Genomic DNA, 24,152 nt, shown 5'->3' on the forward strand with positions numbered 1-24,152 from the left:
CATAAATGGCCCCAAGCGATAGGCCGTTGATCAATTGCTGTAGAAAATAATCCATAAGGTCAGGCTCTCCCAATCTCCCAGACGACGTCTCCCAGACGACCGGCTTTCGTCGATGGCATGGAGTGATCGAAACGGCTGTCGCCGCCTAATCAATGGAACCGGCGTGTGTGGCGGCGAGGGGCCGGGAATGGATGAACGGGGGAGAACATCCAAACCCGAGGCAGGGGACGCTTGGCCCCCCGCCGCCGCACCCGGTTTTGACCGCAACCCCGCCGAAGGATGGCCCGGCGGGGTTGCTGTCAGCGACAGCGCTGCGCGCGCAGCATGGCGCGGGGAGCCGTCGATCGCCGGACGCTTGCCCGACCAACCGACGCGCCCACGCGGCGCGCGTGCAAAATGATAGGAGTCACGGTTGGCGTGGATAGGACGTTGGCCCCTCGATTCCAGCCAGAAACACGGCAAACCACCATACCCACAGCTCCCCCTTACGCGGCGTGGCGACAGGCCACGGCGTTCCCACCGGCCGTAATAGCCGGGCTGCGTCCGAACGATGCGATGACCAGAACGGGCGGCGTTTCCACCCGTTCTGGTTCAGTTGGCGTTACACGCCGAGCCTTAACCCTGTTCAAAACTGTTCTTGATCTTTGGCCCCGGCACTTTGGCGCCGGTGGTGTATGCTGACCTTATTCTTGTCACAAACAGGTAAGGCAAAGTGATCCGTGGACGCAACACTCTCTTTCAAACTCTCAAAAAAAACAACAATCCAACGGTTTGGCGTGATTGTTTCCGTTGAAAGTTTCTTGAAATAAGCGTGTGGCGATATTTTGTTCAGTTTTGCGATTTCAGTCCGCAAGCAGTGAATTCGGGTCCCGGAAGGGGTGTCCCAACGCCTCGGCGACCGCTGGGTGCGTGATCGCGCCCGCATGGACGTTCAGGCCCGCGACCAGATGCGGATCCTCCGCCAGCGCCCGCTGCCAGCCTTTGACGGCGAGCGCCTGGGCGAAGGGCAGGGTGGCGTGATTCAGCGCCTCGGTCGAGGTGCGGGCGACCGCGCCCGGCATGTTGGCGACGCAGTAATGAACAACGCCGTCAACGATGTAGGTCGGATCCGAATGGGTGGTGGCGTGACTGGTTTCAAAACAACCGCCTTGATCGATGGCGACGTCGACCAGCACCGATCCCTTGCGCATGCGGGACAACTGGGCGCGCTTGACCAGCTTTGGCGCGGCGGCCCCGACCACCAGCACGGCGCCGACCACCAGATCGGAGTCCGCGACCAGCTTGTCCAGCGCGTCGACCGAGGCGTAAACCGTCTTCAGGCGCGGCCCGAACAGATCGTCAAGCTGGGCCAGACGCGGCACGGAGCGGTCGGCGATGACGACGTCGGCTCCCAGCCCCAGCGCCATGCGCGCGGCGTTGGCGCCGACCACGCCGCCGCCGATCACCAGAACCTTGCCCGGCAGCACGCCCGGCACGCCGCCCAGCAGCACGCCCGATCCGCCGGTGCTTTTCTGCAAAGCCACCGCGCCGACCTGGATGGCCATGCGCCCGGCGATTTCCGACATTGGCGCCAGCAGAGGCAGGCGACCATTGCGGTCGGTGACGGTTTCATAGGCGATGGCGGTGCAGCCGCTCTCCATCAGCAGCCGCGCCTGTTCCGGATCGGGGGCGAGATGCAGATAGGTGAACAGCAATTGGCCGGGGCGCAGCATGCGGCATTCCGCCGGTTGCGGCTCTTTCACCTTGACGATCATGTCGGCGCTGGCGAACACCTGTTCGGCGGTCGCCGCGATTTCGGCTCCGGCGGCGCGGTAATCGTCATCGGAAAAGCCGATTTCGGCTCCGGCTCCCGTCTGGACCAGCACCGTCTGGCCGCTCGACGTCAATTCGCGAACCGATCCCGGCGTCAGGCCGACCCGGTATTCGTGATTCTTGATTTCTTTGGGAACGCCAACGCGCGTGACCATTCGGATCCTCCCAAAATGTCCAGAGCCAGACCGTACCGGGCGCTGAAAACGTCAGCGGGGCGGATTGTCTTGATGGCCCTATCTTACGTCGGGGGAACGGGGAGGATCTCTGCAAAGCCTTGCATGATTCCACGATAATGCGATTGTGGATTCGCACGAATCACCAATGTCTCGTATAAACTTGCATGCACGCTCTGGACGCCCTCGATCACAAAATTCTCCGGCTTCTTCGCAAGGATGGCCGCATGAGCAACGCCAAGCTGGCGGCGGAAGTCGGCTTGTCGCCATCGGCTTGTCTTCGCCGTTTGCACATGCTGGAGCATTCCGGCGTCATCCGGGGCTACACCGCCATCGTCGAGACGGTGGACGAGGAAAAATCGGTGGTGGTGATCGTTCAGATCACGTTGGAGCGGCAAACCGATGATTATTTCCGCCGTTTCGACGCCGCCGTTCGCCGCTGCCCGGAGGTGCGGGAATGCTATCTTCTGTCGGGAAGTTCGGATTATTTTCTGAGGGTGGTGGCGCAGGATGGCGCTGATTATGAGCGGATTTTTCAGGATTCGCTGTCGCGCCTGCCCGGCGTCGTGCGCATCCAATCCAGCTTCACCATCCGCAGCGTGATTCGCCCCGGCATGGCGATGCCGGACGATTCGGGGGGCTGAACGGATTTTGGCTGAGCGGCTTTGTGATCGAAAAGAAAAAGCGCGCGGCCAGCGTCTGCGCCACGCGCTTTTTTGATTGCGGCCTTGCTATCCGAATCGCCTCACGCCGGGGTGTCCGGATGGACGCTGCTGATGAAGCTTTTGAACTCGCGCGACAGCAGATCCGATTGCTGGGCCAGATCCTTGGAGGCCCGCAGCACCGTTTGCGCGGTCGAGCCGGTCTTTTCGGCGGCTTGCGAGACGGTGGTGATGGATTGCGTCACCTCCGCCGTGCCGCTGGCCGTCTGGTGGACCACATCGACGATTTCGGTGATCGACACGCGCTGGTCGCTGACCGCGTGCATGATCTTGTCCACGGTGTCGTGGATCGAGGTGATCGTCCGCCCGGTGGTGCGGATGGCGTCGATGGCGCTGCTGGTCGCCGTCTGCATCTCGATGATCTGCTGCGAGATCTCTTCAGTCGCCTTGGCGGTCTGATTGGCCAACCCCTTGACCTCGCTGGCCACCACGGCGAACCCCTTGCCCGCCTCGCCCGCGCGCGCCGCCTCGATGGTGGCGTTCAAGGCCAACAGGTTGGTTTGTCCGGCGATGGCGCCGATGAGCTTCACCACCTCGCCAATCCGCTGCGCCGCGTTGGACAGGCCGGAAATCACCTCATTGGTGCGCTCAACCTCGCGGACGCCGGCTGTGGCGATGTCGGCGGAGGAGGCCACGCGCTTTTCGATGGTGGTGACGGAGTTCAGCAGCATGTTCGCCGAATCGGTGACGCTCTGCATGTTGAGCGACGCCTGATTGGACGTGGACACCACCGCGACCACCTGTCGGCTGGTGTCTTCGGCGATGTGCAGCATGTTTGACGCGTTGTTCTCCATCAACTGGGCCGAGGAGGAGACCGCGTTGACCACGCTCTGCACATTTTCCTGGAGCGTGTTGACCAAATGGACCAGCCGTTCGCGCTTCTGCCGCTCTTCTTCCGCCGCTTGCATCTTGCTGACCTGCTCGTCCTGGATGCGCAGCAGGTTGCCTTTGAAGACTTGGACGGCTTCGGCCATCTTGCCGATCTCGTCCCGCTGGTCGGCGCCGGGGATTTCGACGGTGACGTCCCCGTCCGCCAGTCGAGTCATCGCCTTGGTCATGCCGATGACCATCCGGGCGATGAAGCGCGTGACCAAAAGGCTGAGCAGCGTGCACAGAATCAGAACGACGGTGAGACTGCCGATCATCGTGATCCGCGATTGCTCGGTGTCGGACAAGGATTCGGTGATCTGAGTGTCGAACGTGGATTCGATCTTGGTGCGAACGCCCTTGATGCCCGCGTTCAGGCTTTCAAATTCCTTGGCGACGTCGTTGAGCTTCAGCGTGCCGGTGCTCATGTCGATGTGAAGCAGCCGGATCGTCTCGTTCACATGGGACAAATAGAGGTCGGTCGGCGTTATCAGCTTGCCAACGTCTGAGGTGGCTCCGCCTTCCTGGGCCATGCCCTTCAGCATCGCGGCGACGCTTTCGCCATCCTTGGTGATCTGGCCGGTCAAGCGCTTGATGTCGTCCGCCGGGAAATAGTTACCCTCCCAACTGGCGAGGAGGAAGAGGTTGCGTTGGACGTCCCCCAACCGCTGAACCACCTCATAGACGCGCTGGAGACGGGGCAGGCCCCGTTCATGAAGGTCAACGGCGACCTGCATCGCGTTCCGGCCCTGTTGCAAGCCAACAAACAGGATGGCGAACAGGGCCACCGTGTAGACCACGGGAGCGATCAGCAGCTTGATCCGCAGAGGAAGATGAGCCAACGCAGTCATAGACATTATTCGAACCCACCCTTTTATCCGGTAAAGAACAAGTGGCGGCGGTCGGTTGGGCTTCCAGGATCAACCGCCGCCACTTCCAAATTATCAATCGCTGACTATTGTTCAGCCGATCTTACGTGTTTTTTTCCTTTTGAGCCTTGAGGAAGCTGGAGGCCGGAAGCTTCCAGGTTCCTTCCAACTCGATCAGCTTGCCGGTCTTGTGCCAATCCTTGACGACGCCGACCATATACTCATGAAAAGCGGTCTCGCCCTTCTTGACGGCCAGCACCCACGGATCATCGTTGCGTGACGGAAGCGGCAGTTCATAACCCGCCCATTCCGGTTCCTGGAGCTTGCCCGCGAAGAAGGTGACGTCAAAGGCCATGCCGACGCATTTTCCGTCCTTCAGGCCGTTCAACGCTTCGGTCGTGTCCTTGAAGTTGACGATCTGCGCGCCGAAGGTCGCCACGTCGGCGTTGTAGAAGGCGCCCTGAACGCCGCAGACCTTCTTGTCACGCAGGTCTTCCCAAGCCGTCAGCTTTGGATTGGCGTTCTTGGGGGCCAGAAGGCTTTGCGCGCTGGCGTAATAGGCCGGCTGCACCACCTCGACCGCTTCCGCCCGTTCCGGCCGGTAGGACATGGTGGCGATCATCAGGTCGATTTTGCCCTGTTGCAGGAACTGCATGCGGTTGGCGGACACCACCGGCACGATCTTCAGCTCCACGCCCAAGCGCTTGGCCACATCGCGCGCAAGGTCGATCTCGAAACCAGCGGGTTCGCTGGAGGCGTTGAGCGCGCCGAACGGAGCGAAGTCGGTTTTGTTGCCGACCACCAGTTGACCACGCTTCTTGACCTCGTCCAGGACGCCGTCGGCCTTGGCGGATCCGGCAAAGGAAGACCCCAAAAGGATGCCGGCCACGGCCAGGGCTGCCCATTTCATCGTCATTGCGTCCTCCACATGAGTTGAAAGCGGGATGGGATGGCGACGTTGCCGATCCAGAGCGGCCCCACCGACAGGAGCAGGCGAACCTGCCGCCTGACCGTAGGCGCCGGGCCGTTCAGGCCGTTGTTTGTCGCGCTTCGTTCGCAAGGTCGCCCGTCCGCAATCCGGTTGTGCAAACAGTGATGTTTTTTTCTTATCAAGTGCAACGGTGACGGAGACTAACCTCTAACCGCGCAGCCATCACCGCGTTTATATTCCTTTAGGATGCTAATCAAATACAAGAATTTGAAAAAATTGGTAATATATAACTTTAGATAGATTTTTCCGCGCTGGAATTGGCGATTCGCGGCGGCATGGTGGTTTCGGCAATGGTGATGGAGCGATTCCGGTCGCAAATCAGCGCGAGGGGGCGGAATAAGAGCGTTTGGGGACCGTCAGCGACTTTTGGCGCGCCAGAACGCACAAGGCCCGCCGATGCGTTCATCGGCGGGCCTTGTGGGGGCTGGGCTGGGTTTATGATTGCTCGGGGAACAGCGCTCCGAGATCGTCCAATTGTTCCAATGTCAGCAAACGCCTCAGCAGGCTGTCCGCCGCCGCCGCGCCGATGACCGGATCGGCGCAGGCGTGGAATTTGGCGTGGAGCATGGCGTCGGGCATTGGTTGGGTCGGCATTCCCGTGCAAACGCCTCGGAACCGGCTCAGCGTTCGACCATCCCGCAGAGTCATGGTGACGCGGGAGCCTTCGGGGTACAGCTCCATCGCCTTGGGGTCGGCGGCCATCTCGGGATCAAGCCGCATCTCGACCCGAGCCATCGCCGTCAGCAGGGCGGGATCGGCCAGGACGGTCGGGTTCAGATGGCTTGGCGTCAAGGCGCCGAAGGCCAGGGCGCAACCAACGGCGAACGGCATGCTGAATTGGGATTCGGCGGGGGTCTGCGGTTGGGGATAGCGCAGGCTGATGTGAACCAGCGGCGTCACGTCGCACCGGACATGGGCGACGTCGTCCCCGCTCAGGCTGTTTTCGCGCAACAGTTCGCAGACGGTTTCGACGGCGGCCTGGGCGGCGGAGCACACCGGGTACATCTTGAAAGCCACGCCCGGTTCGATCAACACCGGGGGGGCGCCAAGCTGGTCCAGCGCCGTTGGATCGATCTGGCCATCGTTCAGCACCTTGGCCCAGCCGTTGTCGCCTTCCAGAATGGTCAGCGGGCCGTCAATGCCCATGCTGGCCAGAAGGGCGGCGGTGACGCCGGCTTCCGACGCGCGCCCGGCCATCACGGGCTTGACCAAGCGCCCCAGACAGGCGCGCAGCCCCATCACCTGGGTGGCGGCGATGGCCATGGCGTGCGCCGTCTCGTCGGGAGCGAGGCGGGAAATCCGGGACGCGGCGGCGGCGGCCCCGATTGCGCCCAGCACGCCGGTGTTCCAGAATCCCTTGAAATAGAGGTGGTCGCCCATCATGCGCCCCACCGCGTAGGTCGCCTCCGACCCGGCGATGAAGGCGTCGAGCAAGTCGCGCCCGTTGGCTCCCACGGCCTGACCGGCGGCGAGGGCGGCGGGGAGAACCACGGCGCTGCCATGCGCGATGCCGACGTAACAGGTGTCGTCCAGATCGTCGGCGTGGGCGGCGACCGTGTTGGCGAAGGCGGCGCCGGCGCTGACCAGTCCGGCTTCGGCCCGATCGGCGGGCGTCGCGCCGAACAGGGCGCCGGCGCCAGGCGCGTATTGCATCCGGGCCAGGCGCCGCGCTGTTTGGGCCGCCGGGCGTTGGGTTCCATCCACAGCGACGCCGACGGTGTCGATGATGGAGCGGATGGCGGCGCCGCGCAGACGGCTGCGGACATCCGGGTCCAAGTCAGGGTTGTCGAGGCGGAAGGCGGACACCCAGACGGCCAGCCGCCGCAGCAGGGCGTCGGCGTCGGCGTTGGCGGCGTCGCCGGTGGTTGTGGCGTTCATCGGCTGGACACCGCGTAGAGGCCATAGCCCGCCATTGCGGGAATCATCCGTCGGGCCACATCGTCGACGACGGCCCAGCGCAGGGAGTGCGAGATGGTGGTTTCCGTCAACAAGCTTTCAGCCTCAAGCTTGTTGACGGAGAAACCGGCGTCGGACAGATCGCGGCGGAAGGTTCCGCTGAAATACACATGATAGTAGAGGTCGAGGCGCGCGCCGTCGTCGGTGAGGCGCGAATAGGCGATGTCGTTCGGCTCCAGCGGCGTGCCTTCAAACTCGCGCGGCCCGAGGCCGACCCGGCGCAGGAGGTTTTCCTTGTGATAACGACGCATGCCGTTTGGCACGGAGGCGACGAAACGACCGCCGATTTGAAGACGCTGGCGGATGCCGCGCAGGGAGGCGAGGCGACCGGCTCTGGTCGGGATGTGCGACAGGACGCCGAACATCGACATGGCGCCGTCATATTCGGGGCATTCGTTGAAATCGCCGCAGATCAGACGCACGCGATGCCGCTGGGGGTGATTTTCCAGGCGCTTGCGCAGCTTCTCCAAGGCGATCGCGCAGACGTCGAAACCGATCAGCTCAGCGTCGGTGTGTTCCAACATCCGCATCAGGTAACGGCCTGTGCCGCAACCGAAATCCAGGATGCGTTTGCTGCCCTTGAGATCCTTGACGACGCGTTCGAGGGCGAAGGGGCTGACGTCGGGGTAGCGATTGTCATAGAGACCGCTTGTGTAATATTTACGATACGTCTCCACCATCGCATCCGCCGCACGTCCCTTGACGGAATCCATTTGCATTGGCGTCGCCTCGGCGCTGATAGGCGGCAGGCATTGCGATTCGGGCGTCATTGTGAATATCTCCGGTCTCTGAGATAAAGATGATGGGCGATTTCGATTTCGGAATTTAAATAAATTTAGTTCCGTGAATAATCAATAGAAAAGTAAGCTTTTTAGAATGTATACTATGGTATGTAGCTGCGCTTCCAAATTTGGGTTTAAAGTCCTTAAAAATACTTCTTCGCATCGCGTGTGAATACATAAATATTTCATAAATGAAACAATAACTTGTTTTCCCAGAAACAGACATGATTGAGCGGACATCCGTGAGAATGAAGGAGAATTTAGAAATTCATAATGTTGAAGAGGGGCGTTTGCCGCTTGGAGCGCATGGTGGAGCGCCGCTAAAGGGAATCAATTTATAAGGTTATTTCTATCAAGGCGGCATTGGTCAAAAATAGGCTTGATTCAACTTATCAATCTAAAAAATTGTCCATCATAGACCCGCTCCGTCGTTTTTAGTATGTTGCCCCCGGCCACGGGCCGAGGCGTCCATCTGGTTTCAGCAGGTCATCAGCCATGAAGCAGTCGCAGATTCACGATGGAAGCAACGGCGGCATCGGCGCGCCGCCCCCGTCCTGGAAGGTGTTGATCGCGGATCCCCAACCGGATCTGCACGAGGCGGTTGGCCGTTGTCTGGCCAGCCTGCGTCACGATGATCGGGGCGTTGAGTGTCTGTCCGCCTTTTCTGCGCGGGAGGCGACGGCTCTGTTCGGTCAGCACCCGGACATCGCCGTGGTCCTGATGGATGTTGGCCTGGACGGGCCGGAGGCTGTGTCGCGCCTGATCGAGCATATGGACAAAGCGACGGCGACCTGGGCTGGTCCCGGCCTGCGGCCCCGCGTTGTTTTGGGCGTCCGCGATCCCGACCAATGGCCGGAGCGCGCCGCCTTCGAGGCCGCCGCCATCGACGGGTATGTCGTCACGGCTCCGATGGCGACGGATCGCCTGTATGGCGCCGTGTTGTCGGGGATTCGCCTGCACGCGTCGATGATCGCGCAGGACCGCAGCCAAAAGGGAATGGCGCGGGTGATGGTGTCAACCGCCGGGATATTCGAGCTGCGGTCTTCTCATCATTTCTATTTCAATCTTCTGTTGCAGATCAACAGCCTGTTCAATGTTGTTCAGGATTCGTTGCTCTTCGTCGTTGGCGACAGCGCGCCCAAGGACGATGTGGCGCGCATCCGCGCCGCGTCCGGGCGGTTTTCCGCCCTGCGCAACCAAACCATTGCGGCCATTGAGGATCCACGCATCGCCGCCGCCGTGCGCGAGGTCTTTCAAAATGGGCGCACGGTGCAGACCGGCGAGCATTTCGCTTTCGCCATCAAGACACGGTACGAGGTGATGGCGGTCGCTTTCATCGATGGGGCGCTTGGCCTCAGCCCGATGGAACGGCAAATGATCGAAATCTTCCGCACCAAGGCGACCACGGCCTTCAGCAACATGATGCTGATCGACGAGTTGAACGCTTCGCAAAAGGCGGCGGTGTTCGCTTTGGCGCGGGTGGCTGAATACAAGAAAAACCTGATTCAGGGGCATCACAAGCGAATCGAGCGCCTGGTCAGCGAAACCGCGCGCGAGATGCTGCAACGCTCCTATCACCCCGAGGAGTTGGACGAGGATCTGGTGGCCAAGGTTGGCGTCGCCAGCGTTTTGGCCGACATCGGCATGATGGTGGTGCCGGATCAAGTGATGCACAGCACGCGGGTGCTGGATGGCGATTCCGTCGAATTGATCCGTCAGCACACCATCGTTGGTTGGGAAATCCTGCGTGACGCCGCGACCATGCTGCGCGGGCGCTCCATCCTGGCGATCGCGGCGGAAGTGGCGCTGTCTCACCACGAACGGATGGACGGCAGCGGCTATCCGTCTCGTCTGGTCGGCAAGGCGATTCCGATATCCGGGCGGATCGTGTCGGTGGTCGATGTGTTCGACGCGCTGATTTCCGACCGTGAGCATCGCGAAGCCTGGGCGGTCGACGCCGCCCTGTCTTGGGTGACGGAGGAGTCCGGGCGGCTGTTCGATCCTTTGGTCGTCAAGGCGTTTCAGACTGTGGTGGCCCGCATCCGCGAGGCCGAACCCGACTGGCTGGCGACCGAAATCGCGTCCCCAGCGTTGGCGGGCAAGATCACGACGGCCAAACGTGATCTGCGGCGCATGATCGACCGCATCACGCATCTGTTGAATTGAAAGGGTTTACGCCCGCTTCAGGGAGCGGCGGGAGGCCGCTTCCCGACGCAACATGGCGCTTTCGTTTTGCGACAGCCGCAGCCGCTTGGCCATCAGGCGCAGGATGATGGCGTGGAAACGGGCCGCCAACCGGGGATGGTCGATGTTGAGCTGCTCCATGCTGTCGTTCGGCAGACCGTAAACCACGCTGGGAACCTCGGCGATCGCCGTCGCCTGGTGGGTGCCGGAGGTGTAGAGGTCTTCCTCCCCCACCATGGCGCCGCCGACCAGACTGGCGACGCGGCGGGGAGAGCCGTTTTCATCCTCGACCATCACCGAAACGCGGCCTGAATCGACCAGATAGAGCATCGTCGCCGGTGTTCCCCGGCGAAACAGCAACTCGCCGCTGTCCAGATAGAAGGGCTGGAGATAGGTTTTCAGAAACTCCACGGCGATGCCGTCGCCCAGCCCGGTCAGCAGCCATTCGTTCAGCATCGGGAACTGATCGTCCATCCGCCCCTCGAAGGTCGCCAGAATCTGCTCCTCGGCCCACTCCGTCGCGGCGTCCAGCGTGGGAAAACTGTCTTTTTTTTGCAGGCGCAGGCTGCCCGCGCTGTTGAGGACGCGGAGGATTCGCGGAGAAAGTCCGGTGAACACCACCGTCACGCCAGCCCGTTGGGCAATTTGCCGCACCTTGAAGAAGGTCATCGCCGCCGAGGTGTCGACGCCATCGACGCCTTTGAAGTCGAGAATCAGGAAGCGCATCACATGGCGCACCGCCAGATCATGGCGAATCCGGTCCAACAGCGGGCTGGCCATGCCGAAGAAGATGAAACCGCGAAAGACGATGACGCGAATCGCCTCGCCCTGCTGGTCAAGAACCGTCTGCTCCTCCTCCGACCGTTGGAAGGTGCTGCGGAACTCAACGCCGCTCAGATCATGCTGGACGACGTCGACGCGGCTGTAATTGATGGCGAAATCCAGGCAGGCGCCGATGATGCCCGCCAGCATCCCGACGGTGAAGCCGAACAGGATCGTCACCACCAGGATGAGGATGATGAGCAGATACTCGCGAACCAGCAGGCGCGACCAGGATTCGACCAGCCACTCGTGCATCAACGTCGCGCCCAGCGAGAGCAGGAAGGCGCCCAGAACGATCTTCGGCAGATAGCCGACCAGGGTCGGCGCGACGAACAGAACGGCGGCGCACAGCGCGGCGACGATCAACCCGCTGACCCGCGTCACCGCCCCGGCGCGCAGAATGGTCAGGCTGCGCCCTGGCGACAGCAGCGCCAGATAACCGCCCGCCAGCGCCGTGACCAGATTGGCCAGCCCATGGCCGCGCAATTCCCGATCCAGATCCATGTCCTGGCCGGTGGCCACCTCCATGCCGGTGGCGCACAGCAAAATGGTGATGGCCGCCACCATCATGACCGCCGCCATTTCGCCAGCGTGGGACAGCAACAGCGCCCACTGAAAATTTTGGACGTTCAACAGATCCCAAGGGGGGAAGACGCGGATGTCGGTCAATCCCTGGAACAGCCAACCATCGGCCCGCGCGGTGGCCAGATCGACGCCGGACAAAGCGAGACCGGCGTAGACGGCGGCGATGTCGACGACGAGCAGCAGCGGCAGGGCCAGCGGATGACGGGAGCGTTTCATCACGGCGAAAAACAAGGCCGCCATGGCGACGGCCACCAGCAACTGAAGCGATGGCCCCTGGTCCAGCAAGCGGTGCAAACCAGCCAGAGTAAGGGGGGTGTTGGCGACGATTCCCAGCGCGCCGCTGGTCATCAGCCAACCCGTCGCCGCCAGAAAGCCGCCCATCACCGGAAAGGGCACGAAGCGCACCCAACGCCCCATGCGGAAGCTGCCCAGCAGATACAGCATCGCGCCGGTCGCCAGCGTGCTGATGAACAGCGCCAGCATGACGTGCGGCAGGACCATGCCGCCCAGGCCCATCTCGTTGAGTTGGGTCGCCAGCGCGGCGAGCATGATGGACAGGACGGAGGTCGTGTTGGAATCAGGACCGGCGACCGAGAAATAAAGGGAACTTATCAGGCTGACGATCAACGCGCCCAGAATCGCGGTGATGAGGGTGACGGCGACGCCATAAGGCAGATAGCCCTCCAGCGGCCCGGAAAACAGGAGGGCGGCGTACGAGGAGCCATAGGTGATGGAGATGAAGCCGGACAGCGCCCCACCAGACAGGTCGCCGATCAAGGCGTGCGAGGTCAGATAGGCGCCGATCCGGCGAAGAGGATCGGACGGCATCCAGCGCGGCGTTGCAGCCCCTGTGGCCCCGCCGTCCTGTTTCCGCCCTTCACGCTCTGTCATGCCGCCTCCCACACCATCCGACAACGGGTCGTCCGACTGGAGTTCCCGTTTTGGAGCCTTGTTGAGCGATGGCGGTGAAACCGCCCCCATGGGTCAACCGGCGCTTATTCAATTCGCCTGAAATGGACCTGATCGCATATTTTCCGAAAGGCTCGCGAGTATATTGTTATTCATATGTCTTTAAGGTAGTACCATGCAGCGTGTTGCACGTTCTATATGATTTCAGCACAGTCATCGCGATTCGAAGGATGAACGGTGTGTCACTCCGGTTGTCGATCAGACAGGCGTCCGATCCTGAGCGTGCCCGTGTCGCCAGCCTTGGTTTTTGGCGGGCGTATCTTCATTCGCACGATGAATGGATAATATTTATCAATATATCATGGGAAAAAAGAGAAAATCTGTAACAAAAGAAATTTGGTTGTGCGGCGGATGTTGCTCGCATACTCTGGTATTAATCGGATGACTGCGCAAGCAATATTCTGAATGGCGGCTTATGGGTGATGGAATGATTGGTAGTTCTGAAATAGGCCCATCAAATATTTTTGATTCTTCGGAATCGAGAATCGAATTCGACTCTTTGGGGCAGGTCGTCCTGGCCGCCGATTGCCTTTATGGCGTCCACACATGGCGGGCGGCGCGCAATTTTCCGGTATCAGGGCGTGGGCTGGCTCAAGAAGCGACTCTTCTGAACGCCCTGACCCGCGTCAAGGAGGCCGCCGCCCGAGCCAATCTTGCGCTTGGTCATCTGGCGCCCGATCAGGCGCAGGCGATCATCGACTCCTGCCGCGCGGTGTTGGACGGCGCGCATCGCGACGCCTTCGTCGTCGATCTGATGGAAGGGGCCGGCGGCACCTCCTGGAACATGAACGTCAACGAGGTTCTGGCCAATCTGGGGCTGCTTCGGCTTGGCCATCGACCGGGCGACTACCGCCATCTGCAACCCAACGATCACGTCAATCTCAGTCAATCCACCAACGACGTCGTGCCGACCGCCATTCAATTGGCGGCTTGGACCTATGGCGACGGGCTGGTCATCGCGTTGGGTCGACTGGCGGACGCGCTGGGTGAACGGGCGGTGGACTTTGCCGACGTGTTGCGTTTGGGCCGAACCTGCTTGCAGGACGCCCAGCCGATGACGCTGGGGCAGGCCTTTGGCGGATACGCCAGTCTGGTTCGTCGTCTGGCGCGGCAGGTGGGCGCGCTGTTGCCGGGTTTGGGCGCGGTTCCCTTGGGGGGAACCGCCATCGGCACCGGATTTGGCGCCGCGCCCGGCTTTCGGGATCGGGCGTTGGCCGAACTGTCCGATCTGACCGGACGCGCCTTGCGCGCGCCGGACGACGCGTTTGACGCGATGCAGAACGCGGACACGCTGTCCCGCCTGTCGGGCGAGTTGCGCACCGCCGCTCTGGCGCTGGCCAAGCTGGCCGGGGATTTCAGCCTGTTGGCGTCCGGTCCGGTCGGTGGTTTTGGCGAGGTGACGTTGCCGCCGGTGCAGTCCGGTTCCTCGATCATGCCGGGAAAGGTCAATCCGGTGATGCCGATGACCCTGTCGCAGATTGGCTTCGCGGTGGCCGGAAACGACGCCTGCGTCGCCATGGCGGCGCAGCAGGGGCAGTTGGAGATCAACGCCTTTGGCCCGGTGATCGCCAACCGCCTGTTTGAATCCTTCGCGTTGCTGATCCGTGGCGTCACCCTGTTCACCGACCAATGCGTGACGGGCCTGACCGCCAACCGGCAACGCTGCCTGGATCATCTGCTGGCGTCGGACGCGGTGGCCACCGGCTTGCTGCCCCGCGTCGGTTATGTCCAGGCGACGGAGCTGGTGAAAGGCGCGCGCCGCGCGGGCCAGCCCTTTCTCGACTCGTTGGAGCAGGCCGGGTTGCTGACCCGTGACGAGGCGCTTACCCTGATCCGCACCACGGCCATTGCCCGCAATCTTTGATACGAGAGAGGTTCCTCATGCTCTCCAGAATCGCCGCTTCCTTGCTTTTGCTGCTGCTGACGATCACGGCGGCCGTCGCGGGGGTTGACGATATCAAGGCGATCCAGGCGAAGGGCGTCCTTGTCGTCGGTGTGAAGGCCGACTACCGGCCCTGGGGGTTCATCGACCCGTCGGGGGACTTCGTCGGCATGGAAATTGACATGGCGAAGGAGATCGCCAAGCGTTTGGGCGTCCGCCTGGAAATGGTGCCCGTCACCACGGCCAACCGCATCGAGTTTTTGCGGCAGGGCCGCATCGATCTGATCCTGGCGACCATGTCGGACACCCCGGCCCGCCGTCAGGCGACGACGGTGATTGATCCGCCCTATTACGCGGGGGGCACCAACATCCTCGCCCGCAAATCGATGAACTTCCACCGCTGGCAGGATCTGCGCGGACGGCGCATCTGCGGCCTTCAGGGCGCCTACTACAACCGTCCGGTCGCGGAAAATTGGGGCGCGATCATCGTCGCCTTCCCTGGCGTGCCGGAGGCTTACATCGACCTGCTGGCGGGCAATTGCGACGCCTTCGTGCAGGACAGTTCGCTCATCGCGTCCGCTTTGGTCAGCGACAGCGCGAAATGGGCGGATTTTGAGATGCCGATGGAGACCTTTGGCGAACAGGCCTGGGTGATGGCGGTGTCGGCGGCCAATCGTGACGGCACGTTCGCCACCTTTCTGTCGCGGTTGAGCGTCGAATGGCACCGGACGGGACACTTGATCGAGCTGGAAAAAGTCTGGGGCATCCCGCCGTCCCCTTTCCTGAAAATGATGCACGAGAAGTTATAGGTCGTTGTTTTTCCGGAGCAGACTGGCATGAGCGGCGTTTGGGAATGGTTTGCTTGGTTGAATCAGGCGCACGGCATAAATCTGCCGGTGTTCTATGATTCCTATGACCGGCAACGCTTCTTCGCCGGTCTGCTGACCACGTTGGAATTGTCGGCGCTGAGCGTGGTCGCCAGCGTCGTCATCGGGCTGATCGGCGCGTGGCTGTTGGGCACCTCGTCGGTCATCGCCCGGCGGCTGGTGCATGGCTATGTTCACGCCTTCCGCAACACGCCGCCGTTGATTCAATTGTCATTTCTGTATTTCGCGGTGGGCAATCTGTTGCCGCGTCTGGAGGGGGCGGGCGGGAGCAGCCGTCCGCTTCTCGACGGGTTCGCTTGGGCCGTCATCACCCTGTCGCTGTTTGGCGGTTCTTTCAACGTCGAGATTTTCCGTTCCGGAATCGAGGCGGTTCCAGAATCCACCGTGGAGGCGGCGGAGGCGTTGGGGTTTGACCGTTGGCGCTTGTACCGTCATGTCGTTTTGCCGTTGGCGTTGCGGATCTGCTTGCCGGCGCTCAGCAACAATCTGGTCAATCTGGTGAAGACCTCCACTCTGGCTTACGCCATTGGCGTGCCGGAGCTGTTGTACGTCTCGGCGCAAGTCTGGTCGGACACCATGAATGTGCGGGAGATGATGAATCTTCTGCTGGTCGCCTATGTCGGCATTGTTGGCGCGCTGTCCTTTGGTCTGCGTCGGCTGGAGACGGCGTTGCGGGTGCCAGGCCTTGGCACGGTCGGGGGGCGGCTGTGAACGCTCTTCGGATTTCCGGCTGGTTGGGCGTCGGCTTGATTGGGCTGCTGCTGGTCAGCGTGCTGTTTGGCCAAGTCCAGGCGGCGGACGGATCGGCCAGTCTGTTGGCGACCATGTGGAAATGGGCGCCGCTGATCGGTCAAGGGTTTTTGCTGAACATCCTCATCAGCGTGCTGGCGATGGCGCTTGGCACCATCGCCGGGCTTGCGCTTGGGTTGGGGCAGATGTCGCTGGTCTGGCCGTTGCGGCACGCCGCGCGGATCGTGACTCAATTCTTCCGCAACGCGCCGTGGCTGGTTCTGCTGTTCTATTGCATTCTGCTGCTGCCCTATGAATTGCGGTTGGGCGATCTGGTGGTGGCGATGCCCGCCTGGATCAAGGCCACCGTCGGCCTTGCCCTGCCGGTGATGGGCAACGTGTCGGAGATCGTGCGCGGCGGGGTCCAGGCGTTGCCCCCGGCGCAGTGGGATTCCGCCGAATCGCTGGCCTTCAACCGGCGTCAGACATTGTGGATGGTGATCCTGCCGCAGGCGATCAAGCCGATGCTGCCGCCCTGGATGAATCTTTACGCGGTGCTGATTATGGCGACCCCGCTGGTGTCGGTGGTCGGGGTCGAGGAGGCGATGACCCTGACGCGCTTCGCCCTGTCCGCCGAAAACCGCAGCGAACTGTTGTTGCCGATGTATCTGGCGCTGCTGATCGCCTTCTTCGCCTATTGCTACCCCATCGCCCGCTGGACCGCCCGCCTGGAGCGCCGGTTTGCCGTCAAACTCTGAGGAGGTCCGTTGATGCTCGACACCATCGCCGAACGCCCGGCCCCACCCGCCGCCGCGCCCACCCGTCCGGCGGCGGCTCCGGCGGTCATGCTCGCCAACGTCCGCAAAAGCTTTGGAGCGACGCGGGTGCTGAACGGGGTGACGCTGTCGGTCAAACGGGGAGACGTCACCTGCGTGATCGGCCCGTCGGGGTCGGGCAAATCAACGCTTCTGCGCTGCATCAACGCGTTGACCCCGATTGATTCGGGAACGGTCGTCGTCGAAGGCATCGCGGTTCATGCCCCGGCGCTCGACAAGATCGCCTTGCGCCGCCGCGTCGGCATGGTGTTTCAGCAATACAATCTGTTCCCCCACAAGACGGCGCTGGAGAACGTCATGATGGCGCCGCTCCATGTTCTGCAAGAGGACCGGGAGGAGGTGGAGGCGCGGGCGGTCGCGTTGCTCACCAAGATTCGTTTGCTGGACAAGGCCCATTGCTACCCCGGCGCTCTGTCCGGCGGGCAACAGCAGCGCGTGGCGATCGCTCGCTCGCTGGCGATGCGGCCCACCATCATGCTGTTCGACGAAGTGACCGCCGCCCTGGATCCGGTGATGGTCAAAGAGGTTCTGTCTACCATCCGTGATCTGGCGGAGGAGGGCATCACCTGCATTCTGGTGACTCACGAAATGGGTTTCGCCCGCGAGGTCGCCGATCAGGTGTGCTTCACCGATCATGGAATCGTTGTGGAGGAAGGGCCGCCGGAGAAGATCTTCACCCAACCCGAGGATCCGCGCACTCGCGATTTCCTTGGCCATGTGACGTTCTAAACTGTGATTTTTTAGGGCTTTACGCCAGATTGCGCACGTCGGCGACGGGATCGCGTCCGAACGCGTCGCTCAACAGGTGGGCGAGCATGGTGGCGGCGCAGGCCTCCGGCGAGGTCAGGGCGTCGCTGTTCTTCAAGGAGACGAATCGCTCCCGCAGGACGAAGCGGTCCTCCGGCGTGGCGCGCAGGGTGGCCTGCATGTCGGTGTCCACCACCCCAGGGGCGACGCTGGCGATGCGCAGACCGGCGCGCGCGTCGGCGACGACGGCGCGGGCGTGGTGGTCCAGCGCGGCTTTGGTCGCGCCATAGACGCTCCACCCCGGATAGGCGCTGCGCCCCGCCCCGCTCGACACATGCAAAACCCGGCGGTCGGGCTGGCCGTCGGTGGCGGCGATGACGGCGTCGGTCAGCATCAGCGGCGCCGTGACGTTCAGCGCGACGGCCCGCGCGATGGCCGCCGGATCCAAGGTTCCAGCGGGACCGATCGGTTCCACCATCCCGGCGTTGTTGATGAGCAGAACCGGGCCAACGCCGGGACCGTTCAGAAAACGGTCAAGCGGTCCGCCCTTGACCGTCAAGGCGGCGACCGCGTCGGGGTTGGAAAGATCGACGGGGATCTGTTCCATACGCCCAGCCAGCGCCTCATTGCCCACGCGCGCCAGCCCCAGAACGGCGGCGCCCCGGTCGAGCAGAGCGGCGGCCAACGCCGCGCCAAGCCCACGGGAATGGCCGGTGACGATGGCTTTCATGGTGATGGTCCTATGGGAGCGTGTGGTTTCGGCGGAACTCCAGAAAGGTCGGCGATGCGGACGCCCGCGTCAAGCTTGGGCTGGCTGTGCGCCGCGCGTGAACGCCTCGGTCAGACGCTGGCGCACCGCCAACGCGGCGCGGGTGACGGCCCCGTCCGCCGCCTCGACCAGCCGGGTCATGCTGGCGAAGGAGTGGGGCAGGGATTCATACACCGACAAGGTGAACGGAACGTCGGCCGCCGCCAACCGTTCGGCCAGCCGCAGGCTGTCGTCGCGCAGGCAATCCAGACCGGCGGCCAGCAACAGAAGCGGCGGCAACCCTTTGAGATCGGCCAGCAGCGGCGCGGCGCGCGGGTCGCGGGTTGGTTCGGCGTGGCCGAGATACTGTTCCCAATACCAGCGCATCCGCGCCGTGGTCAGGCCATAACGGCCATCGCCAAAGCGGCGGTGCGACGGCGTGTGAAAATCATGCGCGAACATGCCGTAGAACAGCAGGCCAAAGGACACGCGCGGTTCGCCCGGCGCGCGGGCGGCCAGCGCGACCCCCAGCGCCAGATTGGCCCCGGCGGAATCGCCGCCGACGGCGACGCGCTCGCCGTCCAGTTCATGGGAGGCGCCATGGCGAGCCACCCAACGCAGCGCGGCCAAGGCCTCGTCATGTTGATGAGGGAAGCGGTGTTCGGGGGCCTTGCCATAGGCGACGGCGACCACAGCCGCGCCGCTGCGCAGGGCGAGCAGCCGCAGCAGCCGGTCGTGGGTGTCCACGCTGTTCACGGCGAAGCCGCCGCCGTGGAAATAGAGCAGCACCGGCAGCGGGCCGTCCTGTGTCGTTGGCGGGCGGTAGAGCCGCAGCCGCAAGGGTCCGACCGGCCCCTCGGCGACGATGTCGCGGACGGAAATGGGGGGCGCGTCCTGGTTCAAAAAGACATGGGCGCGCTCCGCCGTCGCGCGGGCCAGGGCGATGGGCATGGTCAAGGGATCCGCCGAAGCCAACCCCAACGCGGCCATCCGCTCGTGCAGGGCGGTGACTTGCGGGTCCAAACGGTCGAGCGCGAAAAGCTGATTGGTGTCCGGCATAACCCCATCCCCTTGATCGAGCGATCCATGGGCCAGACGCTACGCGGCCATATATCTACTGTCAATATAGATTATATATAGAATAAACAGCAAAATAATTTTGTTAAAAAATGACGCAGCCAAGATTCTGGCGGCGCGTCGCGGTCGCCAGAACAAGGGGCGGGCGGGGGCGGCGGAGAAACGGGCGGGAGGAGGGCGCGCGCCTCCCGTCCCATTGGGGTCAACGCACGCGGTGGCGCAGCGGGCGGACGTTGGTTTCTGTTTCCGCCGCTTCGGTTGGTCGAACTTTTTTCAGTTGAACGATGAACCGCTCGGCGCCGTTTTCCATCACGGCAATGCCGGTCAGCCCATGCGCCCAGTCGCACGGAACGACGTGAATCTCCTTGATGGTGGCGGTGCCGGCCGCAAGCTCGGCGCGGTCCAGCACAACGTCACCGACCCGGAACCCCAAATAGGCATCGATCAACATTCTGATTGGGTGTCCGTCTTCCGTTTCCGGGAGCCTCCCGGCAGGGGGCGTGATCCCGCGTGGTTCAACCTGGACTCCATCTTGCCACAGATTGCGCCACGCGCGACGCTTTCCCAAGCAGAATGGCGAAAGCGCAATTTTGTTTCAATGGGCGTGATGCGGGCGGCGTGGAAAATGTGGAAGCGGCCATCCGCGCGTGAGGGAGGGTGCGCGAATGGCCGCTTCCCTGGTTCCGGCCTGGACCATCGCGGCAGCGGCGACTGGGACGGGCCTGCCCATTCCCGGAGTGGGAGATGCGCGCCGGACCCTGAGTGGGGGTGTTCTACTCCGTCCTCCCAACCATGCGCGCCCCCTACCTTGGTTCAAAAATGCCCACAGATTGGGCAGTTCTGGCGCTGGGCGTTGTCGCTTCCCCCGCTGTTGCTTTAGGCTGCAAGCCGTGGAGATCCGGTGGTTGGCTGAGCCAACCATGGTCTCAAAAGAGGGCATAGGGGATGTCGCCGTGCAGAGTTGGCTGGTGTTGGCCGTGTCGGCGGCCTATCTGGGCGTGCTGTTCGCCATCGCCTGGTGGGGAGATCGGCGCGCCGCTGGTCGGGCAGGCGGCGGGCTGTTGTCGATGGGGTCGCGCTGGTCGGCGGTGTTCTACGCGTTGACCCTTGGCATCTACAACACTAGCTGGAGCTTTTACGGATCGGTTGGCCGCGCGTCGGTCAGCGGGGTGGATTTTCTGCCGATCTATCTGGGGCCGACCGTGCTGCTGTTGCTGGCCCGCCCCGTCTTCACCAAGACCATCGCCATCACCAAGGCGCAGAACGTCACCTCGATCGCCGATTTCATCGGCGCGCGCTATGGCAAAAGTCAGGCGGTGGCGGCGCTGGTGACTCTGACGGCGCTGATCGGCGTGCTGCCCTACATCGCCTTGCAACTGAAGGCCGTGGCGGCCAGCTTCGACGTGCTGACCGCCGCGACGCTGGAAGAGGCGGCGCGGATTCGCCCGGTGTGGGGCGACACCGCCTTCGCCGTGGCCCTGTCGATGGCGGTCTTCACCATTCTGTTCGGCGTCCGCCACATCAACGCCAGCGAGCATCATCGCGGCCTGATGCTGGCCATCGCCTTTGAAAGTCTGGTGAAGCTGACGGCCTTCCTCGCCGTGGCTCTCTTCATCGTCTTTGGCATGTTCGACGGCTTCGGCGATCTGCTGACCCGTCCACAGGCGGCGGCGCTGCTGACCCCGGATTTTCTGCACCCGACCTGGTGGTCGAACACGGTGATTTCGGTCATCGCCTTTCTCTGCCTGCCGCAGATGTTCCATGTCGTGACGGTGGAGAACGACAACCCCCGCCATGTCCGGGCCGCCGCCTGGATGTACCCGGCCTATCTGCTGGCGCTCAGCCTGTTGATGATTCCCATCGCGGTGGCCGGGCTGGTGACGTTCGGCGATGGGCGGATCAACCCCGACACCTTCATGATTACCCTGCCCATCGCCGCCGAGGCGGGGGCCTTCAGCCTGATGGCCTTCATCGGCGGGCTGTCGGCGGCGACCGGCATGGTCATCGTCGCGGCGGTGTCGCTCAGCACCATGCTGTGCAACGACGTGGTGATGCCGCTTCTGTTGAGCCGCCCGCGCTTCGCCGCCCGTGTCGGCAGCCGCGACATGGTGGGCGCGCTGTTGCTGGTGCGGCGGCTGTCGGTGGTCGGCATTCTGCTGCTGGCTTACGCCATGCATCGTTTGGTGGATCGCGACTACCCGTTGACGGTCATCGGGTTGCTGTCCTTCGTCGCGGTGGCGCAGTTCGGCCCGGCTTTTTTCGGCGCGCTGTATTGGCCGCGCGCCAATCGTGTCGGGGCGTTGGCCGGGTTGGGGGCTGGGTTTCTGTTGTGGGTCTACACGTTGCTGATCCCATCGATGACGCGGATCATTCCGGTGTCCGACGCCTTCCTCGACAACGGTCCTTGGGGGCTGAGTTGGTTGAAACCTCAGGCGCTGTTCGGCGTCGAGGGGATGGATCCGATTTCCCACGCCAGCTTGTGGAGCTTGTTGGTCAATCTGCTGGCCTTCGTCATTGGCTCCCTGCTGGCCCGGCCCAGCGCGGTGGAACGGACTCAAGCCATCGCCTATCTCGACGCCGTTTGTGACGATGGCGAGGAGGAGGAACGACGCCCGTCGGCCCGTTCGCTCGCCAAACTGGCTGACTTGCGGGCGCTGGCCATCCGTTTTGTCGGGCCGGAGCGCGGCAACGCCGCCTTTGACGGCTATGGCGTCGGGCGCGGCGGCGGGGCGGGGCCGGCGGATCTGGACGCTGTGCGATTCACGGAAAACCTGATCGCCGGGGCGGTGGGCGCGGCGTCCGCCCGCGTGGTGATGGCGGCGTCGCTGCAAGGCCGCGCCCTGTCGCGCGGCGACGCCATGGCGATGCTGGACGAGGCGTCGGAGGCGTTGCGCTTCAACCGCAAACTGCTGCAAACGACCTTGGAGAATGTTGGACAGGGAATTTGCGTGATCGACGCCGATTACCGGCTGGCGGCTTGGAATCACCGTTATCTGGAGCTGCTGGATCTGCCGCCCGACCGGGTGCGGGTCGGCGTTCCCTTCGCCGAATTGATCCGCTTCAACACCGAGCGCGGCGAGTATGACGCCGAGGATCTGAAGGCGCTGCTGGTCAACCGCGACACCACGACCATGGCGTGGCCCTACCGCTACGAGCGCCGCCGCCCCGACGGCACCGTGCTGGAGATCGCCTGCAACCCGATGCCGGAGGGCGGCTACGTCTCCACCTACACCGACGTGACCGAACGTTATCGCGCCGCCGAAGCGCTGCGCGAGGCCAACGAGAGCCTGGAGCGCCGGGTGCGCGAACGCACCGTCGCCCTGCAACAGGCCAAGGGCGAGGCGGAGGCCGCCAACGCCAGCAAGACGCGTTTCCTTGCCGCCGCCAGCCATGATCTGTTGCAGCCGCTCAACGCCGCCCGGCTGTTCGTGTCGGCGCTGGAGGAAAGCGTGCGCGGACCATTGCCGACCGGGCCGCAACGCGAGGCTGAGCGCGGCATGGTGGACAACGCGGCGGCGTCCTTGCGCTCCACCGAAATGCTGTTGGGCGGGTTGCTCGACATCTCGTCGCTGGACGCCGGGAACGTCCGGCCCAAGATCCGCGCCTTCGCCATCGGCGATTTGCTGAGCGGCCTCGCGGTGGAGTTTTCCGCCTTGGCGCAAGAGCGCGGCTTGACCTTGCGCGTGGTGTGTTGTGGGGCTGTGGTGCGTTCGGATCCGCAATTGCTGCGTCGGGTGTTGCAGAATTTCCTGTCCAACGCCATCCGCTACACGCCCAAAGGCCGGATTCTGCTGGGCTGCCGACGTCGTGGCGAGCATCTGCGGATTGAGGTGTGGGACAGCGGCCCCGGCATCCCCGAAAGCAAGCGGCGCGAGGTGTTTGAGGAGTTCCGCCGTCTGGGAACCGCCACCAGCGGCGGCGTGGCGGCGGACAAGGGGTTGGGCTTGGGGTTGGCCATCGTCGATCGCATCGCGACGCTGTTGGGCCATGCGGTGACGGTGCGGTCGACGTTCGGGCGCGGCACCGGCTTTTCCGTGGATGTGCCGGTGACGGAGCATCGCCCGATGCCGCTCAACCGACCCTCCGCCCCGCCCGCCGGGGTGCTGGCCGGTGGGTTGCTGGTGCTGTGCGTTGACAATGAAGACGCGATTCTGGCGGGCTTGCGGGCGTTGTTGGGGCAATGGGGCTGCCGGGTGGCGACGGCGTCGGACGTCGATGGAGCCTTGGCGGCTCTGGCGGGGATGGGCGAGACGCTTCCCGATGTGGTCTGCGTCGATTATCACATCGCCGAGGGGTTGACCGGCCTTGCCGTGCTGGAACGGTTGCGCGAACTGTGGGACCGTCCGGTGAAAGGGCTGCTGCTGACCGCCGACCGTTCCGAAGCCGTGCGGCTGGAGGCGGAACGCTGCGGCTGCGGGGTGATCTACAAGCCGGTGAAACCGGCCTCGCTGCGCCGCTTTCTCAACGGGGCGGCGCTGCAAACGGCGGCGGTCGCCGAATGAAAAGCCGGAACC

General features: G+C 63.2%; 17 protein-coding genes. 8 read left to right on the top strand and 9 right to left on the bottom strand.

The window, feature by feature from the left end:
* Positions 1 to 842: 842 nt before the first annotated feature.
* Positions 843 to 1,967 (bottom strand): alanine dehydrogenase, encoded by a 1,125-nt coding sequence (gene ald / locus ACODS4_RS19815; protein WP_488866707.1) that lies wholly within the window; start codon positions 1,965 to 1,967, stop codon positions 843 to 845.
* Positions 1,968 to 2,152: 185 nt separating this feature from the next.
* Between ald and ACODS4_RS19820 the strand changes: the two genes are divergently transcribed.
* Positions 2,153 to 2,629: an Lrp/AsnC family transcriptional regulator gene (locus tag ACODS4_RS19820; protein WP_488866709.1), complete on the top strand. Its 477-nt coding sequence runs from the start codon at positions 2,153 to 2,155 to the stop codon at positions 2,627 to 2,629.
* Positions 2,630 to 2,730: 101 nt separating this feature from the next.
* Here ACODS4_RS19820 and ACODS4_RS19825 read toward each other — a convergent pair whose 3' ends face one another.
* From ACODS4_RS19825 to ACODS4_RS19840, 4 genes are all read right to left on the bottom strand, one after another.
* The gene (locus tag ACODS4_RS19825) at positions 2,731 to 4,425 is read right to left on the bottom strand and encodes a methyl-accepting chemotaxis protein (RefSeq protein ID WP_488866711.1); all 1,695 of its coding nucleotides are present in this window, start codon (positions 4,423 to 4,425) and stop codon (positions 2,731 to 2,733) included.
* A gap of 121 nt (positions 4,426 to 4,546) precedes the next feature.
* A complete protein-coding gene (locus ACODS4_RS19830) occupies positions 4,547 to 5,359 on the bottom strand; it encodes a transporter substrate-binding domain-containing protein (protein ID WP_488866713.1) in 813 nt (270 codons plus the stop codon).
* A 510-nt stretch (positions 5,360 to 5,869) separates the two neighbouring features.
* Positions 5,870 to 7,312, bottom strand: coding sequence for an MmgE/PrpD family protein (locus tag ACODS4_RS19835; protein ID WP_488866715.1), 1,443 nt, complete (start codon positions 7,310 to 7,312; stop codon positions 5,870 to 5,872).
* Positions 7,309 to 8,160 carry a class I SAM-dependent methyltransferase gene (locus ACODS4_RS19840; RefSeq protein ID WP_488866717.1) on the bottom strand — a complete coding sequence of 284 codons (852 nt, stop codon included), beginning with the start codon at positions 8,158 to 8,160 and terminating at the stop codon, positions 7,309 to 7,311. The genes ACODS4_RS19835 and ACODS4_RS19840 overlap by 4 nt, the downstream gene beginning before the upstream one ends.
* A 507-nt stretch (positions 8,161 to 8,667) precedes the next feature.
* Here ACODS4_RS19840 and ACODS4_RS19845 point away from each other — a divergent pair.
* A complete protein-coding gene (locus ACODS4_RS19845) occupies positions 8,668 to 10,338 on the top strand; it encodes a DUF3369 domain-containing protein (RefSeq protein ID WP_488866719.1) in 1,671 nt (556 codons plus the stop codon).
* Between the two features lie 6 nt (positions 10,339 to 10,344).
* Here the strand turns inward: ACODS4_RS19845 and ACODS4_RS19850 are convergent, their stop codons facing one another.
* Entirely contained in the window at positions 10,345 to 12,654 is a 2,310-nt protein-coding gene (locus ACODS4_RS19850) for a SulP family inorganic anion transporter (protein WP_488866721.1), read from the bottom strand.
* A 577-nt stretch (positions 12,655 to 13,231) separates the two neighbouring features.
* Here ACODS4_RS19850 and ACODS4_RS19855 point away from each other — a divergent pair.
* The 5 genes from ACODS4_RS19855 to ACODS4_RS19875 are packed head-to-tail and all read left to right on the top strand — an operon-like array spanning position 13,232 to position 17,795.
* Positions 13,232 to 14,596 (top strand): lyase family protein, encoded by a 1,365-nt coding sequence (locus ACODS4_RS19855; RefSeq protein ID WP_488866723.1) that lies wholly within the window; start codon positions 13,232 to 13,234, stop codon positions 14,594 to 14,596.
* Positions 14,597 to 14,613: 17 nt separating this feature from the next.
* Positions 14,614 to 15,423, top strand: coding sequence for a transporter substrate-binding domain-containing protein (locus ACODS4_RS19860; protein ID WP_488866725.1), 810 nt, complete (start codon positions 14,614 to 14,616; stop codon positions 15,421 to 15,423).
* A 27-nt stretch (positions 15,424 to 15,450) separates the two neighbouring features.
* Positions 15,451 to 16,212, top strand: a complete 762-nt coding sequence (locus tag ACODS4_RS19865; RefSeq protein ID WP_488866727.1) for an amino acid ABC transporter permease — start codon at positions 15,451 to 15,453, stop codon at positions 16,210 to 16,212.
* Entirely contained in the window at positions 16,209 to 16,988 is a 780-nt protein-coding gene (locus ACODS4_RS19870) for an amino acid ABC transporter permease (RefSeq protein WP_488866729.1), read from the top strand. Before ACODS4_RS19865 ends, ACODS4_RS19870 begins: the two co-directional genes overlap by 4 nt.
* A gap of 12 nt (positions 16,989 to 17,000) precedes the next feature.
* A complete protein-coding gene (locus tag ACODS4_RS19875; RefSeq protein WP_488866731.1) occupies positions 17,001 to 17,795 on the top strand; it encodes an amino acid ABC transporter ATP-binding protein in 795 nt (264 codons plus the stop codon).
* A gap of 19 nt (positions 17,796 to 17,814) precedes the next feature.
* On the opposite strand, the gene ACODS4_RS19880 is transcribed toward ACODS4_RS19875, so the two are convergent.
* From ACODS4_RS19880 to ACODS4_RS19890, 3 genes are all read right to left on the bottom strand, one after another.
* Positions 17,815 to 18,543 (bottom strand): SDR family oxidoreductase, encoded by a 729-nt coding sequence (locus ACODS4_RS19880; protein WP_488866733.1) that lies wholly within the window; start codon positions 18,541 to 18,543, stop codon positions 17,815 to 17,817.
* A 69-nt stretch (positions 18,544 to 18,612) separates the two neighbouring features.
* A complete protein-coding gene (locus ACODS4_RS19885) occupies positions 18,613 to 19,620 on the bottom strand; it encodes an alpha/beta hydrolase (protein WP_488866735.1) in 1,008 nt (335 codons plus the stop codon).
* A 220-nt stretch (positions 19,621 to 19,840) separates the two neighbouring features.
* Positions 19,841 to 20,089, bottom strand: a complete 249-nt coding sequence (locus tag ACODS4_RS19890) for a hypothetical protein (protein ID WP_488866737.1) — start codon at positions 20,087 to 20,089, stop codon at positions 19,841 to 19,843.
* A 502-nt stretch (positions 20,090 to 20,591) separates the two neighbouring features.
* On the opposite strand from ACODS4_RS19890, the gene ACODS4_RS19895 reads away from it, so the two are divergent.
* A complete protein-coding gene (locus tag ACODS4_RS19895) occupies positions 20,592 to 24,140 on the top strand; it encodes a hybrid sensor histidine kinase/response regulator (protein WP_488866739.1) in 3,549 nt (1,182 codons plus the stop codon).
* Positions 24,141 to 24,152 lie beyond the last annotated feature (12 nt).

The sequence above is a fragment of the Azospirillum sp. FG154 genome (assembly GCF_057809575.1).